Genomic DNA, 18125 nt, shown 5'->3' with positions numbered 1-18125 from the left:
AAGGAAACCCCGTTTTAATGTTGTTATTTTCGAAGTGTGTAGGCAATAATACCTGCAGCAACTGCGGCATTCAAGGATTCAAACCGAGAGGTCTCAATCTTAATGGCACAATGCGCATTTTGCTTGAAGGGTTCCGATACACCCTTCCCTTCAGAACCAATGACCACAGCAATTTTATCAACGTCTTTAACAGCAGATAAAGGCTGTGCTTTTACAACATCTGTAACTGCAAGGGTCATTTGATGTGAAGACAGATACTCAAAGATTTCTTTGGATGTGAGGCGATGTATGGGAAGATGAAACACCGCGCCTTGACTGGATCGAATGGTTTTATCATTCAACTCATCGGCACAATCTGGTGTTAACAAACACCCATCAAACCCAAAACTATAAGCGGAACGAATGATGGTTCCGACATTGCCTGGATCTTGAACACCATCTAAAATCATGATGCGCGTTGCATCTTTTGACAGATCATTCGAGGGTTTTCGAACAATTCCAAATTGAGTTGACCCAGAATGAGTAAGTGAGAGTTTCTCACTCACGCGATCGCTAATTAACACATCACAGGGTTCGTGTGTGCTTAACACCTGCTCTAATATTTTGGCATTGCGTGCCTCTTCAATCAGATGTGCGCCTTCTACAAGGATGAAATCAGATGCATCACGGTGCTTTTTTTGATTGAGCTGTGCTAAGTGTTTAATCCATTCATTTTTTGGAGAATCAATGATTTTCATGAAGTTCACCAACTACATGATGACACCGTCCACATAATCCTGTCTCTTCATGTGCATCCGTCACAATATTCCAACAACGTGGACATACTGATCCTTCTGCTTTCACAACGTCTACTTCAAAGCCAAAGACTTCAGGGAGTGTTTCATCAACAAATTCTAAACGTGAAACGATAAACCATTGTGCTGCATTATTTCCAAGGATCTGTTCAACCAATGCTTGGTCTTTCTCACTTAAATGGAGTTTTACCAAGCCTTCAAGGGACTTACCGATAACTTTATCCGCGCGTTTTTCTTCAAGTGCTTTAAATACCGCTTCTCGCAGTTCAAATAAACGTTTAAAGTCTTCAAGTTCTTGAACGCTTAAAACATCTTCACGAACCTTCACAAACTCAGTCAAGTGAATGCTTTCATCTTGAGGTCTAAAAATCTTGTTCAGTTCTTCTGTTGTATGCACTAAGATTGGAGCCATAAGGCGTGAATACACCATCAGTGATTCATACAAGACGGATTGAATTTCACGGCGTTGACGTGAATTTTGACCTTCAATGTATAAAATATCTTTGGTATAGTCAAGATAGTATGCTGACATTAGGTTTGTTAATGCGTTACCAACTAGTGTCGTGACTTTTTGGAAGTCATAGTTCATATATGCTTCTTGGCTGAGTTCATTCACTTTATGCACTTCACTGAGTACATAGCGATTTAAAACACTTAAGTCTTCAAATGCTACCATATCGGTATCTGGATTGAAGTCTGTGAGGTTACCGTGCATGAATCTAAAGGTATTTCGGATTTTACGATATAATTCACTGACTTGTTTTAAGACATTTTGGGAGATTGGGGCATCGTTTTGGTAATCAACACTTGCAACCCATAAACGGAGAATATCTGCGCCTAAGTCACCAATGATTTTCGCTGGTTTAAGCGCATCCCCAGAAGATTTACTCATTTTTTGCCCATCATCTTTCATGACAAATCCATGTGATACAACATTTTTATACGGTGCGTGACCATAGACTGCCGCTGAAATAATCAAGGATGAATTAAACCAACCTCGGTATTGATCTGAACCTTCAAAATAAAGGTCTACAGGAAGTGGCACTTCATCGTGATTTAAGGCTGATGTATGCGATGAACCTGAGTCAAACCATACGTCCATAATATCTTTTTCTTTACGGAAGGTACCATTTGGTGAACCTGGATGGGTATAGCCTTCAGGAAGTAGATCTATTGCATCGCGTTCAAACCAAACATTGCTTCCGTGTTCATTAAACAATTCAACAATGTGATCAAATACTTTTTCTTCCATGATGGGTGTATCGTCTTCTGCATATAAAATTGGCAGTGGGACACCCCATGCACGTTGTCGTGAAATCGTCCAGTCACCACGATCTTTGATCATGTTGTACATCCGTTTACGACCCCAAGTTGGGTTCCATTCTACTTCTTCATCAATCATGCGAAGTACGTCATCACGTACCATGTCAATGGATGCAAACCATTGGGTAGTCGCACGATACATTACAGGTTTTTTTGTACGCCAGTCATGTGCGTAGGAGTGCGTAATAAAGGATAATTTTAAGAGTGCACCACATTCATCAAGCGCTTTTGTGACAGCCTTGTTGGCATCTTCAAAATACAGCCCTGCAAATGGACCGGTATTTTCACGTAATACCCCTTGATTATCAATCGGGTCAATTGGGTGAATGCCATATTTTTTCCCAACTTCAAAGTCTTCAACACCATGGTCTGGAGCAGTATGGACACACCCAGTCCCTGCATCATCCGTTACGTGATCCCCTAAAAGAACCGGTGATAACCGATCATAAAGTGGGTGTTGTGTTGTGACACCTTCAAGTTCTTTCCCTTTGAAAGTTTTGAGTACTTCTGCATACTCAAAGTTCAATTCTTTTTGGAGTTGTTCAACCATCTTCTCAAGGACGACAAATTGACCTTTATCCGTTTTAATTAGGGCATAGTCAAAGGTTTCATTCACTGAAATTGCAAGGTTTGCAGGAATGGTCCATGGTGTTGTGGTCCAGATGATCAATGCATCGTCGGATGTTAAGAGTCCTTTTCCATCGACAACCTTAAAAGAAACATAGATCTGTGGATCTTTGCGATCACGGTACTCGATTTCAGCTTCTGCTAGAGCAGATTCACTCGATGGTGACCAATATACCGGGCGAAGTCCTTTATAAATCATGCCTTTAAGGGCCATCTTCGCAAAGACTTTAATTTGTTTTGCTTCAAAATCTTTGTTTAAGGTAATGTATGGATTGTCATAATCTGCAACAGTTCCTAATTGTTTGAAGTCTGCGATTTGAATTTTAATTTGTCCCAGTGCAAAAGCCTCACATAACTTACGGAAATCAGCAATGGACATTTCCTTACGATTAACACCAGTTTTTTGAATTGCAACCTCAATTGGGAGTCCATGCGTATCCCATCCTGGTCTAAATGGCGTCTTATACCCTGCCATAAAGTGTGAACGGATGATAAAGTCTTTCAATGACTTGTTGAGTGCGTGTCCAATATGGATGTTCCCATTGGCAAAAGGAGGCCCATCGTGAAGTGTAAATAACGGTGCTCCCTCTCGTTGTTCTAGCATTCGATTGTAAAGCTTCATCTCATCCCATGCCTGTTGTAGCCCGGGTTCTTTTTTGTTGAGATTCCCACGCATCTCAAAATCTGTCTTTGGTAATAACAATGTGTCTTTATAGTTCACACTCATCAAAAATTTCCTCCTTCAATAAAAAAACGCCCTTAAAACAAGGACGTTTATAACGCGGTACCACCTTAATTCATTACATCTTGTAATGCACTTAAGCCTGATAACGGTAGGCATCCGATTTATCTTACTTTGTGGTTTCAGATAAATAGCTCACACGGGATATCTCACACAAGCAGTTCTTCGCTTTCACCAACCGCGAAGTCTCTAAATTAACTGTTATTGTGAAGACCTGTCGTGATCATCGCTAAATAATTTAACATTTGGGGCTTCAGGGAGTTCTAACCCTTCGACCACTGTTTCTAACTTCTTAAGTTTAACACCCAATTCTTCGCGTAACAAGTGGGATTCACTGGAAATTCGCGAAATTTCAACCAAAATTTGTCGTGCAGCGGATAATGCTTCTCGTACAATGAGATCTGCGTTTTGATTTGCAGTCCCAACAATCTTGTTGGCTTCTTTCAAAGCATCTCGAGAGAGTTGGTCTAATGCACGCTCACGCGCTGCGATTTCTTTGACCAATTGCTGATAACGAACCTTTTGCAACTCCAATTGTTTTTGGGTCGCATGGCTTTGAGATAAATAAGCTTCTGAACGTAACTTAAGCTCCTCTAATTGACCTTCAAGTGAAGAAAGATACTGATCAACTTCAAAGCGATCGTACCCACTTCGCATGATTCTAAAGCGGTCCTTCATAGATTTAGTTATCGAAATCGTCCATGCTCATGCTAATTTCGCCTTCAACACCGATTGATTTTGGTGTACACAAAATTACATTGTGACCAATTTTTTGGATTGATCCATCTAAAGCAAAGACAACGCCAGTCAGAAAATCGATGGTTCTTTGTGCAAAATCTCTTTGCAAACGGTGAAGATTCACAACAGCTGCTCTATTTCCTTTAAGGTATTTCGCAACTTCTTCTGCTTCTTCAAAAGAACGTGGTTCGAATAAAACCATTTGTGCATTGGATGGTAATTTAAATCCATCATTTGCACGTGGTTTCTCGTAATCACTCAAGCTTTCTGCTTCTTCAGTGCTTAATTCAATATATTCGTCATCTTCAATTGGTGTTAAGATATTTTTTAGTTTCGATTTGATACTCATAATCGCCCTCCGAACGTTTCCACTATTATACCACGATTCATGAATAAGTTAAATTCCTATTTTTTATTCACGTTCAACTTCTAATAATCCATAATCGCCGTCTTTACGTTTGTAAACAACTGCGATGTCTTCGGTTTCTTCATCGGTATATATGAAGAATGAGTGTCCTAAGAGTTCCATATTTAAGATTGCGTCATTCAATTCCATGGATTCCGCAACGATTGTCTTCGTACGTACTAATTTAGGTTCGTCTTCATTCTCAGACTCTTCAATCAAATTCAAGAATGATTGCGCTAAACTTTCTTTGTTTTTACGTGATAATTTAGTTTTGTGTCTGCGAATTTGATCTTCCAGTTTGTCTACAGATAAATCAAGTGCAGCATAGAAATCATCATGTTTCACTTCTGCTCGTAATAAACCAATTTTTGTAGTAATTGTAACCTCAACTTTTTGGCCATCAGGATATACACTTACAACAACGTTTGCACGATATGAATCATCAAGATCGAAATATTTCTCCATGAATTTCAACTTATCTTCCACGCGTTGATGCATTGCATCTGTGATATCTACATTTTTACCATGAATATAAACTAGCATAATTGGTTCCTCGCCTTCTACTTATCATAAATACTATCATAAAACTTCATTGGAACACCTTCTAAACGCCCAGTATCGTAACACTTTCCTTGGGTGAATGAATCAATCGTGTGACGTGATCCATCAAAGAGTTCCTGCAATACTGAAAGACCATCAATTCCTAAATCAATGGATTCGTTGTAGAGGTCTACAAAACTCTGTGTTGAAATGTCTTCAGCATTGGTTGGATTACACCATGTTTCGTGTTTCAAATTCAAGACATCATACTTCGCGTCAATATCTGAACTCACGAGGTGGCTTGAAAAAGCCCAGGGTTCTCCAAATCTTTTTTCATATTCCTTTATTAAAGGTAACTTAATGTTCCGTGGATCATATAAGTATACCAAAATTTTCTTCATTGACTCTATTGCGGAATCAATCACTTCTGAATCCTCGCGTATATCAAAAACACGCTCAAGCATTACAGAATAGAATGATGCAATGATTCGACGTTCATCATCCGAAACATCAACAAACCGAGTCGCATGCAAGCTGGTCATTTTACGACGTTTCACATAAAGCACCATCAGTGAATCAAGCATTGATTCATAACGATAGTGCCAAAATCTCGTATCGCCTGCGATTTCACCTGATCGATAGAATACAAACGGATGTGCCGTTGAATCTAATGACCAGTGCATTAAATGACCTGCAAGATAAGCTGTAAGAATCGTTTTTCGTTTCCCATCAGGCAAGCGATTAATAAAACTAACAGCTTCGTTGTAGAAAGCATCAACTTTATATGAATGAACATGGTTGCCATAATCTGCAACTTTCTTGTTTAACGTTTGGTCCTGCCATGGAAAAACGTTATAGTAAAACAAGATATCGGGTCCGTTGCTCCCTAAAAGATACGCCTTTGGGTGCGCCTTGATTGCTGTTTTAATCGTAGAAGGTGGCAATTGATTATATACATCAAGCGCCATCAATCCATGCGTTACAACATTCGGCATGATGGTCACCTCCTTTATTAACCTTATTGTATCAACTTATAACAAATTTTTCACTACATAAACTAAAGATTTCATAAAATGAACACAAATCACAAGCCTTTCACAAATTCTAAGAAGTCTTTACGGCTTCCTTGATAATCTGTATCGATATCCCCACCGCGATGAATCAAGTCATCGTCCACAAGATAGGTTTTAAACCCTAATGTCTTCGCAACTAAATCCTCTTGGGCATCGTTACCAACCATCATTGAAAAACTTGGATCTAAATCACAGACCTGTTTGATTTCTTCATAATACTTCGGATTGGGTTTGCAGTAGTGACAAATCTCAAAATGTGTAATGTGATCAAAATCTTCCCAATTCAATTTTGCCCACTCGACGCGCTTTTCAACCGCAATCTTTGGAAACATCGGATTGGTTGCTATAACCAAGCGAATGCCCTTGTCTTTAAGTATCTCAACTGCGTCAATCATTTCTTGACTTGACTCAATGGTTGATCGTGCTGCCTCAAATCCATTGTGATAATAATCATCAATCACTGGGATTAAGGGTTCATATGCATCACCAACAAGTCCTCTAAAGGTATCATAGAATACATCTTCATTTGTTTTTGATCCATCATTCGCAACCATTTTATGAGTTGCTTGCCACAAGGACTTAATAAAATGTTGGGGATCAATTAAATGGGATACTGTTTTTGCCAGCGAACCAAGATATGCATGTTCAAAAGCATCGTTATTCATTTTTAATAATGTTCCGTCTAAATCAAATAATACTGTATTAATCACGTTCACACCTCCTTGTATTCTAACTATTATACACAAACCGGCTCAAAAAATAAAGAAAGAATGGTTGGTTCTTTATAATCATAAACAACACTTTTATACTGACCCAAGTACATAAGTGATACGAAAAAAGAAATCGCATTTTGTCTCGATTTCTTTTGATTGGTTGATTCAATTAGATTTTGAATTATTCAGCATCATCAGGTTGAGGTGTTTCAGAATTTGAAGTATCTGATTGTGGTTCTTCTTGAGGAAGCTCCGCACTCTCTTCACTTGGTGTTTGTGTTGATGCAGGTGCAATATAGTTGAGTCCCAGTGATTCAACATAATGCTTAATCTTCACTTCACTGACTGTCTTCCAATTTCCTTCTTGATAATACCACCGGAAATCCTCCATATCACTGATATAGATTGGTTCAAATAACACAGAACGTGCATTATAGTTTTCTAAAGGAATTCTAATAATCGCATAGTAGGTTGTAAAGTTATACACTTCGCCATTCATTTTAGAGAAGTTTCGCTCTGAGTCATAGTCACGTGTATAGAGTCGATTTCGTTTTGCCATGTTTGGAATGAGTGTGTCAAATTCGGCACCAATTGCATGTTCAACCGCGTTTTGTTCTCGTGTTGAAGGTGCTGATACAATAATTTCCCACCCATCAAGACTTGATGCAGAGCTGTTATGGTGATTACTGTAGGCAATTCGTGAAACTGCAGCATAGTGTCCAAAACTAAACGCAGAGCGCGTTAGGGACTTCCATTCGCTCTCTCCAATCACTTCACCAAAGGTATCACTGGTTCGATTGATGTAAACTTTAAGTCCATGTTCTTCATAGCGTTGCTTTTCATATAAGGATACTTCTAAATTCATTACTTTTTCATAGATGTATTTGTTAATGGCACCCGAATCATGACCACCATGACCCACATTAAGGGCGATGTCATATTGATAAGCGAAATCTTCAACTTTAATTTCAAGAGTATTATTTGGATAAGTAAAGGTAACCAGTTTATTGCCGACACGACCCCGTCCCAGTTTCAAAAGCGGATCCAAATTGAATGTTAGGGGTGCATTATCAATTTCTCTTCCTCGAACACTATAGCTTCCATTTTCTAGATTCGTAACATTGATATTCACACTATACTTATGATCACTGAGTTGGGTATCATATGTCACTGTATTTTGGGTATCCTTATTGACAAGGTTCACTGCTTGAATCAGCGTTTCATGGCTTCCTTCAAGTTTAAAGCCATCCCCTGAGAATTTGAGCGCAGTAATCTCTTTAAGAACTTCCCCTGTTTTTGGAACAACTACCTTCACTTCTTCACCCTTTTCTTCTACTGGTTTTACGTGAACGACTGGTTTTGGTTTGGTTACAATAACTTCACGTTTAACACTGTGGGAGTTATCAGACTGATCACTTACAGAATAGGTCAAGGTATACGTTCCGGCATTTTTTGTATTTACTTCACCCTCAACAACCACTTTATCCTCAATTTCTGTGTCGTAATTATCACTCACATCATAGCCTGGTTCTTTATATTCTTCTCCAACTAAAAGGTTCACAGTGCCCCCCTTTAGTTTAATTTCTGGACTTTGGGTATCCACGATTGTTACTGTGCGCGTTTTTGATAGCTGCTCACGACCTTCAACCCAATACAAAAGCTCATACACACCCAAGCCATCTGTTTTTAAACTGCTTTTGATGTTCACTACAATTGAATCATCACGCAATCCATCCACACTGACGTAAGCACCTTTTTCTTCATAATCATCAAATACTTCAAGTACTGGAGAGCGTTCACCTTCAACAATCAGAGCATATTCACGACGATCTATTGAAAGGTAGTGGTGTAAGTATGCTCCACCAATCACTGCACAAACAGTTAAAAAACAAACACTTGCGATTAATATCTTTTTTCGTTTCGTCATATTTCCCCCTTATTGGCAAATACCTTTAGTGTAATTATACTTTGTTTTTTTTATTGGTATCAACTTTATTTTTACATAAGTTTTTATGCTTTTTTTTCTCATCAAGAAAATATCATATGGATCATTGAAAAGCGGTCGTTCAAAACGCTTTCAATCATTAGAAAACAAATCGAGACAAAATAGTTTCAAAAAGAATCAAGTTACCCTATTGTGGATAGAAAATTCCCTTAAAATTATCCAAATCACTTGTTTTACTTATTCAAGAATTCTATATCAAGCCCTTTATAACTTCTATTTGGATACGCTTAAACTGATACGCTTTAAATCGCTGTTTTATTCTTATCAAAACAGCGGTCTTGTGATATCTTTGAAGCGTAAAATTTGGTAGAATGGTGATAAGAAGTATAAGACTTCACGGAGGTGTAGTATGGTCAAACTCATAAAACTATCGTCTGATTACACAAAGCAAATTCAAGACTATAAGGATGCCTTTAATAAGCGCAATGAATCCATTCATGGATGTGCCGGTATCAATCATTTTCCCCATGTTACAGATTGGATTGCACAATCACTGCGTGATGAACATCAGGACACTGTGCAACCTGGCTTTGTCCCTGCATTTACCTATTGTTTAGTTGATATGAAGGATCAATCACTTGTTGGGATCGTGAACATTCGAACACAATTGAATGAATCTTTACGAAACTTTGGGGGTCACATTGGTTATTCGATTCATCCAGATAAAAGAGGCCAGGGTTATGGTAAGTTAATGTTGCATCTTGCACTTGAAAAATGCAAAACGTATGGCATTTGTGATGTGTTAGTAACTGCTAACGATACGAATATCGCCTCAATTAAAGTTATTGAAGGCTGTGGTGGACAATTTGAAAACATTCTATTTGAAGAAGATACACCCATAAGACGCTATTGGTTTCATCTGTAATTTTGGTCATTGTTGATTTTAAAAGTATCGCAAATTCTTTAAGCGCGCCTAAAAATTTGTTTATTTATATCGCGCTTTGATTGAAACATCGTTTAAATACTGTTAGAATAACAAAGGAAAGGTTGGTGATACTTGTATGAACCCGCGAAGTCAGATAACACATTTTATTACTGAAGCAAGCTTTGACGATGACCCATTGAGTATCGCCAATGGACGCGTCACGCTTTAGTTTCAGTTCTTTTTAAGAAAGGGGCTAAGAGCATGAAGAATAACAATAATACATTATTGGAGCTGCTCAAAATGTCACACGATGACTTTTTTAGTGCGCTCCCAGCAGACAAAAACGGCTTTAGTGAAGAACAAGCTGAAGCATATATCGAAGAATTTGGGCCAAACGAAATCGTAGGTCAAAAAAAGAAACATCCATTGATTGGATTTGTAAACGTATTGATCAATCCTTTTAACCTTGTGTTGATTGTTGTCATAATTATTACATTAATCACCGATGTTATTATTCCAAGTACCGGAAAAGACTATGTTACTGTAGGGATTTTGACAGCACTGGTTATCTTATCAACACTTGTATCTTACATTCAAGACGAGCGGTCAAATAAAGCAAGTGAAAAACTATTGGACATGGTATCCAATACCACCGCTGTTTTAAGAGATGGAAAATTCATTGAAAAACCAATTGATGAACTCGCACTTGGAGACATCATTCGACTTTCTGCAGGAGATATCATCCCTGCTGATTTGCGAATTATCTCTGCAAAAGACTTATTCTTGTCACAAGCAACACTCACAGGAGAATCACAACCTGTTGAAAAGTATGTGCTTTTTGATGAAGAACTTGTTGAACAGGAATCCGATTACACAAACCTTGCACTCATGGGAACAAACGTAGTGAGTGGAACAGCACGGGGTGTAGTCATCCGAAGAGGAAATGAGACCTATCTTGGTTCCATGTCAAAATCACTTGAAAATATTAAAGTAATCAATAGCTTTGAAAACAGTATTTCCACAATATCAAAATTACTCTTACGATTAATGATGATTATGGTACCGGTAATCTTTGTACTCAATGGAATCTTAAAAGGCGACTTCGTGGATGCTTTTGTCTTTGCACTCACCGTTGCTGTTGGACTTACACCTGAAATGTTACCCGTTGTATTAACCAGTGGCCTTTCACGTGGTGCAATTAATATGGCAAAACACCAAACAATTGTGAAGTCTCAATCATCCATCTCTACCTTTGGAGAAATGGACATCCTTTGTACTGATAAAACAGGAACCATTACGCAAGATGAAATCATCCTTGAACGGTATATGGACGTAACAGGTGAAGATGATATGCGCGTATTACGCCATGCTTATCTCAACAGTACTTTCCAAAGTGGTCTCAAAAACTTAATTGACCTTGCAATCATTGAACGTGCTGAAAGCTACAACATGGACGACCTTGTGAATTACTATGACATTGTGGATGAAATCCCATTTGATTTCAGCCGTCGTCGTATGAGTGTTATCTTAGAAGATAGTAAAGGTAAACGCCAACTAATCACAAAAGGAGCTGTAGAAGAAATCTTAAACTTATCCAAATATATTGACCGCGATGGTGTTGTTTCTGAATTCGATGAAGAAACACGTAAAGAAGCGTATGAGGTGTATTCACAACACAATCATGATGGACTTCGTATGATTGCAGTCGCACAAAAAAACAACATTCCCCTTGACCATGAGTTTGGGGTTGAAGATGAGAGCGAACTTGTTCTTATTGGCTTTATTGGGTTCTTGGATCCTCCTAAAGAAAGTGCAAAACCAACGATCGAAAGCCTTCATAATCACGGCGTTGATGTTGTGGTTATTACCGGAGATAGTTTAGGTGTTGCGAAGAAAGTCTGTTCAAAGGTTGGCATTGATACTGAATATACTGTTGTCGGAAATGAAGTTGAAGCAATGAGTGATGAAGCGCTTCGCGAAGCGGTCAGTCATTGTAAACTCTTTGCGAAGATTTCACCGATTCAAAAACAACGCATTGTTGGTGCATTCCAAGATAACGGTCATATTGTTGGTTACTTGGGTGATGGGATTAATGATGCCCTTGCACTTCGTAAAGCAGACGTTGGAATCTCTGTAGATACTGCTGTGGATATTGCGAAAGAAAGTGCAAACATTATTCTTCTTAAAAAAGACCTTACCGTTCTTGAAGCAGGAATTCTTGAAGGGCGTAAGACCATTGTGAATATGATTAAATACTTAGAAATGGCAGTCAGCGGAAACTTTGGGAATATGATTTCAGTTATCGTCGCAAGTTTGTTCCTTCCATTTTTACCATTGCTTCCAATTCACATCCTTGTACAAAACTTACTCAACGATGTAGCACAACTTGGTATTCCATTTGACCATTGTGCTGAAGAAGATCTTTACTTACCACGACGTCTTCAAAGTAAAACGCTTCAAAAGTTTATGATTCTCTTTGGACCCTTAAGTTCAATCTTTGATATCACATGCTTTGTGGTATTCTACTTTGTACTTAACATTCACGATGCAACAACCTTCCAAACACTTTGGTTTACATTTGGGGTTATCTCACAAGCAACCATTATCTTTGTGATTCGCAAGAAGAATCCATTGAACATGTTTACAGAACATCCATCTCTTGCACTTGTTGTCGCATCCTTTGTGGCATGTGCATTGACCGTATTGATTGTGACAACACCGATTGCATTTACTTTTGATTTAGTACCAGTTGGCGCTTATAACTTCCAAACAGTCATCCTTATTGTCTTTGGATACTTACTCACAACCGCACTTGTGAAACGATTCTTCTGGGACAATGATGTTCATTAATCGATGAATACACCTACACTTCATACAGATCGCTTGATCCTAAGACAATTTACGATTCATGACTTGGACGCATTTCATGAAATCTTTACAGATGAAACGGTAAACACCTTTTTACCTTGGTTTATTCCCAAAACACGTGAAGCTTCTTTAGCAGAGTTGACCCAGCGGTTTCTATCCTACTACGATGCTGACACCAGTTATCGTTATGCAGTGTGTTTAAAGGAAGAAAATAAACCCATTGGATATATAACCTTAGGTGAACCAGATAGCTATGATTTTGGCTATGCCATCTTATCTCAATATCAAAAAAAGGGTTATATCACAGAAGGTGCACACTGTATCTTGAATACACTCTCACAAACACAGATTCCATACATCACCGCGACCCACGACATCAACAATCCTGCAAGTGGTGAAGTCATGAAAAAGTTAGGCATGAAGTATCAATATTCTTATACTGAATTTTGGGAACCCAAAGGATATGATGTAACCTTTCGTTTATATCAATTGAATTTTGATCCCAATGCACACCCCTATATGAAATATTGGAATCTGTACAAACGACATGAAATTGAATCCTTATAAGGCGAGAAATCGCCTTTTTCTAAATTAAAAACACGCCTTAGCGTGTCTTTTTTTGAACCGTTGTGCCAAAAGGCATTAAAGCAAGGGATGCGAACTTGAAGCATTGGAGTCCAAAGGGAATTCCAATGATTGTGAGACAAAGAACTAAACCATTCACCAGTGCCCATAGTGCTAAGGGAATCCCGCTAAAGATGATCCAAAAGATGTTCGCAATTAAAGACATGGTACCACCGCCATAAATGACTTCTTTTCCAAAGGGAAAAAACATCAACCCAGCTAATTTAAAACATTGTAGACCAAACGGTATTCCGATAATTGTGACACACCAAAAAAGTCCTGCTAATAACCATGATAATCCTTGCCAGAACCCACAAAATATAAACCAAATTAAATTCCCTAACACACTCATCGTATCTTCCTCACTTAAAAAATTATTATACCAATCCCCCCTTTAGAAAGCAACGTAATATGTACTATCTTCATTGAAGATCTATTAAAAACAAAGCTATCGTCTTTTCTTACTCTACTCCTGAAATAACAATCATTCAATGACTTTTAAAAGACAAGATTTCAAATCTCACGACTTTTTCATCTAGTTCATCTTTTTTAATCTTGCTTTCTTTCTTTCTATAAAGCACTTATAAATGATTTGCTCATATTCAAAAAGATTTATTTATTTATTTATTTATCCCATCTTAATATTTACTTGTTTCACAACTAGATAATGGTATTGCATAAATAAGCTAAACATTAACAAGGAATTGATTTAGACAGGAATATTTATCACAATCAGAACCACTTTTTGATTCTTGAAGTTACTTTGTTTTTATAATTAATTTAAAAGTATGCGATTTCAAGGTATAATAAATGGGGAGATAAACTATGCTAATCGATGAATATGTACTAAAAGAGTATGCGAATTTAAATGGGACTGATATTGTAATTTGGACATATATTGTTGCAAATAAAAAGCAATGTTCTAGAATGAGTATTGATGAACTTGCGAAGCGTTGCAATGTTTCACGAACAACAATAACTAGATTTGTTAAAAAAATAGGGCTAAGAGGATATAGTGAATTTAAGGTTCTTTTAGATTGGGAGAATCAAGGAACCAAAACAGACAAAATAAATGATAACATGTTTGACACTATGTGTGATTCAGTAATTAAATACGTTGAGGGTCAAAGAAATAAAAATTATGATAGTATATGCAAGCTAATTTATGAATCTAATCAAACATATGTGTATGGATCAGGTGATATTCAAAATGCAGTCTCAGAGCAAATTCGACGCATGTTTTTGTCAGGACAGAAAATTGTTCATAACATTAGTGGAGTAACTTTTGATAATGCCTTTTATAGTTTAGTGAATAGAGAAGATGTTGTGATTCTAATATCTTTAAGTGGAGATAATAAGGAAATTGTAAATATCGCGCAAAGGCTTAAATTGAACGGAAACAAAATCATTTCGATTACTGACTTTAAAGATAGCAAACTTTCACAACTTAGTGATGACTCACTGTATATTTCGACAACTGATTTCACAATTTTAGAACGTCATGCAACTTTTAAGACAACTATGTTATATTTTTTGCTTATCGAGTTTTTATTCATTAAGTATAGTATCTACAAGAGAGAACGTCAGTTATTAGAAGTTGTCGAAATATAAAGAGATTCAATAACAATTTAAGGTGTAGTAATATAAATCAAAATAATCAGTTTAAAATGTCCTATCTTATTTAGGGCATTTTTTGTTGATTTCAATAAATGCGATGTGAAAATTACACAATATATGTGCATTTTTTCAAGAGTTAGTAAACATTACTTAATGACAGAATTAGCGTTGTGGTTTAAAAACGCGCATGCTAATATGGGTAAGTCAAAACGTTTAAGACATTATAAAAGGAGAAAATTATATGATGAAGAAAATTCAACGCTTTGGTGGTGCCATGTTCACACCAACGTTGCTATTTGCATTTTCTGGATTGATGGTAGGATTTTCTATTGTATTTAAGAATAGTAGCATCATGGGATCGCTTGCTGACCCATCGCATATTTGGTATCAATTTTGGGATGTTGTATCTGCAGGTGCTTGGATGGTATTTAATCAATTACCATTATTGTTTGCTTTATCATTACCAATTGCACTAGCAAAAAAACAACAAGCTAGAGCTTGTCTCGAAGCAGTTGCTACCTATTTAACTTTCAATTACTTTGTAGGAAGAATGTTAACGCATTGGGGACCAGCATTTGGTGTCGATTTCACAAGGGAAATCACTACAGGAAGTGGATTGACAACAATTGCAGGGATTAAAACACTTGATACGGGTATGATTGGAGCATTACTCATCTCTGGAATTGTAATCTGGGTGCATAATCGATATTTTGATAATGAGTTACCAGATTGGATTGGAATTTTCAAAGGATCATCATTGGTTGTTGCGATTTGCTTCTTCCTGATGTTACCTGTTGCACTGCTAACATGTCTAATCTGGCCACATTTCCAAGCTTTAATGTCTGGATTACAAGGGTTCTTTATGAATAGTGGTAGTTTAGGAATCTGGGTGTATGCCTTCTTGCAAAAAATTCTAATTCCTACTGGATTACATCATTTCATTTATGCCCCATTTACTTACGATAATGTAATTGTCCAAGGTGGTACATCCGCTTACTGGGCTACTAATTTGCACAATTTCCAAACAACTGCTTATACCCTAAAAGAAATGTATCCGATTGGCTTTTCATTATCTGGCATGGGTAAAGTATTTGGATCTCTCGGTGTAGCTGGAGCTTTCTATGTTACTGCAAAACCTGAAAAGAAAAAAGCAGTTCTTGGATTAATGATACCTGCAACATTAACCTCTGTTCTTACTGGGATTACAGAACCATTAGAATTTACGTTTTTATTCTCAGCACCTATCTTATTCGTGGTACACGCACTTCTTGATGCCACATTACAAGCACTAGCGTTTACTTTTGGAGTGGTTGGAGATTTTGGTGGGGGATTAATAAATTGGACCGTTCTAAACTGGTTGCCGTTGGGAATGTATCACTGGCGAACATATCTGATTCAAGTATCATTAGGTTTAGTTTTTACGGTAATTTGGTTTGTAGTTTTTGTTTACTTAATAAAAAAATTCAATTTATTAACCCCTGGTAGAGAACTAGAGGATGAAACAAAACTGTATAGTAAAGCCGAGTACTTGGAAAAACAAGAAAACAGTAAAGTTGATCAAAAAAATAGTGATAAAAAATTAACTAAAGCTGAAAGACAAGCTGCAATATACTTGGAATTGGTTGGTGGTAAAAATAATGTTGTCGATGTAACAAATTGTGCAACAAGACTTAGAATTACATTAGTAAATGATAAGGATTTAGCACCTGAAAAGAACTTTAAAGAAGCAGGGGCTCATGGGTTAGTACATAATGGCAATGCGATACAAATCATTGTAGGGATGTCTGTACCAAGTGTAAGAGAAGAGTTTGAAATATTGTTAGAGGAGAATTAAAAAATGAATCGAAAAAAACAAAGAGTATTATTAGCTGGAGGAGGAAGTACTTACACTGCTGGAATTGTTACAATGTTGCTTGAGAATACCGAAAAATTTCCAATTGAATCTATCGTTCTATACGACAATAACAAGCAAAGACAGCATCCTGTAGCGGAAGCATGTAAAATAATTGTCTCAGAAAAAAATCCAAGTGTTAAGTTCTCATATACAACTGATCCGGTAGAGGCATTTACTGATGTTGATTTCGTTATGGCTCAAATCCGTGTTGGTTTATACGCTTTACGTGAACAAGATGAAAAGATTCCAATGAAATATGGTGTTATAGGACAAGAAACTTGTGGCCCTGGTGGTATAGCATATGGTTTAAGAACAATTGGACCAGTAATTGAAATGATCGACTACATGGAAAAATATTCTCCAAATGCTTGGATGTTGAATTATTCAAATCCAGCTGCAATCGTTGCAGAAGCTTGTAGAGTATTGAGACCTAATTCAAGAGTAATCAACATTTGTGATATGCCAGTGTGTTTAGAAGAAATATTTGCACGGATCCTTGGATTAAATTCACGCAAGAAGTTCGATGTTAGTTACTATGGATTAAATCACTTTGGGTGGTGGACAAGTATTCAAGAAAAGACAACAGGTAAAGATTTGATGCCTGAACTTAAAGAGTATGTTGCGAAAAAAGGATATGAAGAATTTACACCACAAGGGCAACATAAAGAGTCAAGTTGGCTAGACACTATGAGAGCTGCGAAAGATATTTGGGAATTAGAACCTGAAACATTACCTAATACATATCTAAAGTATTACTTAATGGGCGATGAAACAAATGAACATACTGACCCAAATTATACTAGAGCAAATGAAATAATGGATAGACGCGAAAAAAATACATTTGATGAATGTAATAGGATTATTGAAAATGGTACAGCTAAAGACACATGGTTTGCCGCTAGTGAACATTCACAGTTCATTGTTGAATTGGCATGCGCACTTGCATTTAACACAAAAGAACGATTTATCCTAATTGTTGAGAATAATGGTGCAATCGAAAATTTCGCAAAAGATGCGATGGTTGAAATTCCATGTATAGTTGGTAAAGATGGTTTTGAAAGAATTTCTATTGGAACTATACCAACTTTCCAAAAAGGGTTAATGGAACAACAAGTTGCTTCAGAAAAGCTAGCTGTTGATGCATGGGTTGAAGGTAGTTATCTAAAATTATGGCAATCTTTGGCAATTAATAAGACTGTTCCGAGTCAAAGAGTCGCTAAACAGATCCTTGATGATTTAATTGAGGTAAATAAAGAATTCTGGCCAGAACTTAATTAGTACTTTTGGAGGTAAATT

At 37.1% G+C, this 18125-nt stretch carries 15 protein-coding genes and 1 other annotated feature; of the genes, 6 read left to right on the top strand and 9 right to left on the bottom strand.

Features of this window, described 5'->3' with window-relative positions; all coding sequences use genetic code 11:
* Positions 1–23: 23 nt before the first annotated feature.
* The 8 genes from AOC36_RS03130 to AOC36_RS03095 all read right to left on the bottom strand — a co-directional run bounded on the left by AOC36_RS03130 (position 24) and on the right by AOC36_RS03095 (position 8883).
* A complete protein-coding gene (locus AOC36_RS03130; RefSeq protein ID WP_067631381.1) occupies positions 24–737 on the bottom strand; it encodes a TrmH family RNA methyltransferase in 714 nt (237 codons plus the stop codon).
* The gene (gene ileS / locus AOC36_RS03125) at positions 724–3465 is read right to left on the bottom strand and encodes an isoleucine--tRNA ligase (protein ID WP_067634561.1); all 2742 of its coding nucleotides are present in this window, start codon (positions 3463–3465) and stop codon (positions 724–726) included. The genes AOC36_RS03130 and ileS overlap by 14 nt, the downstream gene beginning before the upstream one ends.
* 42 nt (positions 3466–3507) lie before the next feature.
* Positions 3508–3722 (bottom strand) — a binding site (T-box leader).
* A complete protein-coding gene (locus tag AOC36_RS03120; protein WP_232505390.1) occupies positions 3688–4164 on the bottom strand; it encodes a DivIVA domain-containing protein in 477 nt (158 codons plus the stop codon). (Overlaps the previous feature by 35 nt.)
* A gap of 4 nt (positions 4165–4168) precedes the next feature.
* Positions 4169–4573 (bottom strand): cell division protein SepF, encoded by a 405-nt coding sequence (locus tag AOC36_RS03115; protein WP_067631378.1) that lies wholly within the window; start codon positions 4571–4573, stop codon positions 4169–4171.
* Positions 4574–4636: 63 nt separating this feature from the next.
* Positions 4637–5173, bottom strand: a complete 537-nt coding sequence (gene hpf, locus AOC36_RS03110; RefSeq protein WP_067631376.1) for a ribosome hibernation-promoting factor, HPF/YfiA family — start codon at positions 5171–5173, stop codon at positions 4637–4639.
* A 17-nt stretch (positions 5174–5190) separates the two neighbouring features.
* Entirely contained in the window at positions 5191–6165 is a 975-nt protein-coding gene (locus tag AOC36_RS03105; protein WP_232505389.1) for a zinc dependent phospholipase C family protein, read from the bottom strand.
* 89 nt (positions 6166–6254) lie between these two features.
* Positions 6255–6953 carry an HAD family hydrolase gene (locus AOC36_RS03100; RefSeq protein WP_067631372.1) on the bottom strand — a complete coding sequence of 233 codons (699 nt, stop codon included), beginning with the start codon at positions 6951–6953 and terminating at the stop codon, positions 6255–6257.
* A 184-nt stretch (positions 6954–7137) separates the two neighbouring features.
* Positions 7138–8883 carry an immunoglobulin-like domain-containing protein gene (locus AOC36_RS03095; protein ID WP_067631369.1) on the bottom strand — a complete coding sequence of 582 codons (1746 nt, stop codon included), beginning with the start codon at positions 8881–8883 and terminating at the stop codon, positions 7138–7140.
* Between the two features lie 427 nt (positions 8884–9310).
* Here AOC36_RS03095 and AOC36_RS03090 point away from each other — a divergent pair, with 427 nt between their 5' ends.
* From AOC36_RS03090 to AOC36_RS03080, 3 genes are all read left to right on the top strand, one after another.
* Complete coding sequence (locus AOC36_RS03090) at positions 9311–9826, top strand: GNAT family N-acetyltransferase (protein ID WP_067631367.1); 516 nt, start codon at positions 9311–9313, stop codon at positions 9824–9826.
* 261 nt (positions 9827–10087) lie between these two features.
* Positions 10088–12676: a magnesium-translocating P-type ATPase gene (gene mgtA, locus AOC36_RS03085; RefSeq protein ID WP_067631365.1), complete on the top strand. Its 2589-nt coding sequence runs from the start codon at positions 10088–10090 to the stop codon at positions 12674–12676.
* Between the two features lie 3 nt (positions 12677–12679).
* Complete coding sequence (locus AOC36_RS03080) at positions 12680–13261, top strand: GNAT family N-acetyltransferase (protein WP_067631363.1); 582 nt, start codon at positions 12680–12682, stop codon at positions 13259–13261.
* A 37-nt stretch (positions 13262–13298) separates the two neighbouring features.
* On the opposite strand, the gene AOC36_RS03075 is transcribed toward AOC36_RS03080, so the two are convergent.
* The gene (locus tag AOC36_RS03075; RefSeq protein WP_067631360.1) at positions 13299–13670 is read right to left on the bottom strand and encodes a YccF domain-containing protein; all 372 of its coding nucleotides are present in this window, start codon (positions 13668–13670) and stop codon (positions 13299–13301) included.
* A gap of 473 nt (positions 13671–14143) precedes the next feature.
* On the opposite strand from AOC36_RS03075, the gene AOC36_RS03070 reads away from it, so the two are divergent.
* The 3 genes from AOC36_RS03070 (at position 14144) to AOC36_RS03060 (ending at position 18107) form a co-directional block, all read left to right on the top strand.
* Positions 14144–14929, top strand: coding sequence for a MurR/RpiR family transcriptional regulator (locus AOC36_RS03070; protein WP_067631357.1), 786 nt, complete (start codon positions 14144–14146; stop codon positions 14927–14929).
* Positions 14930–15176: 247 nt separating this feature from the next.
* Entirely contained in the window at positions 15177–16769 is a 1593-nt protein-coding gene (locus AOC36_RS03065; RefSeq protein WP_067631354.1) for an alpha-glucoside-specific PTS transporter subunit IIBC, read from the top strand.
* A gap of 3 nt (positions 16770–16772) precedes the next feature.
* Positions 16773–18107, top strand: coding sequence for a 6-phospho-alpha-glucosidase (locus AOC36_RS03060; RefSeq protein ID WP_067631351.1), 1335 nt, complete (start codon positions 16773–16775; stop codon positions 18105–18107).
* Positions 18108–18125 lie beyond the last annotated feature (18 nt).

The organism is Erysipelothrix larvae, from assembly GCF_001545095.1.
GTDB classification, from domain to species: domain Bacteria; phylum Bacillota_I; class Bacilli_A; order Erysipelotrichales; family Erysipelotrichaceae; genus Erysipelothrix; species Erysipelothrix larvae.
This window is presented reverse-complemented; position numbering and strand designations above follow the sequence as displayed.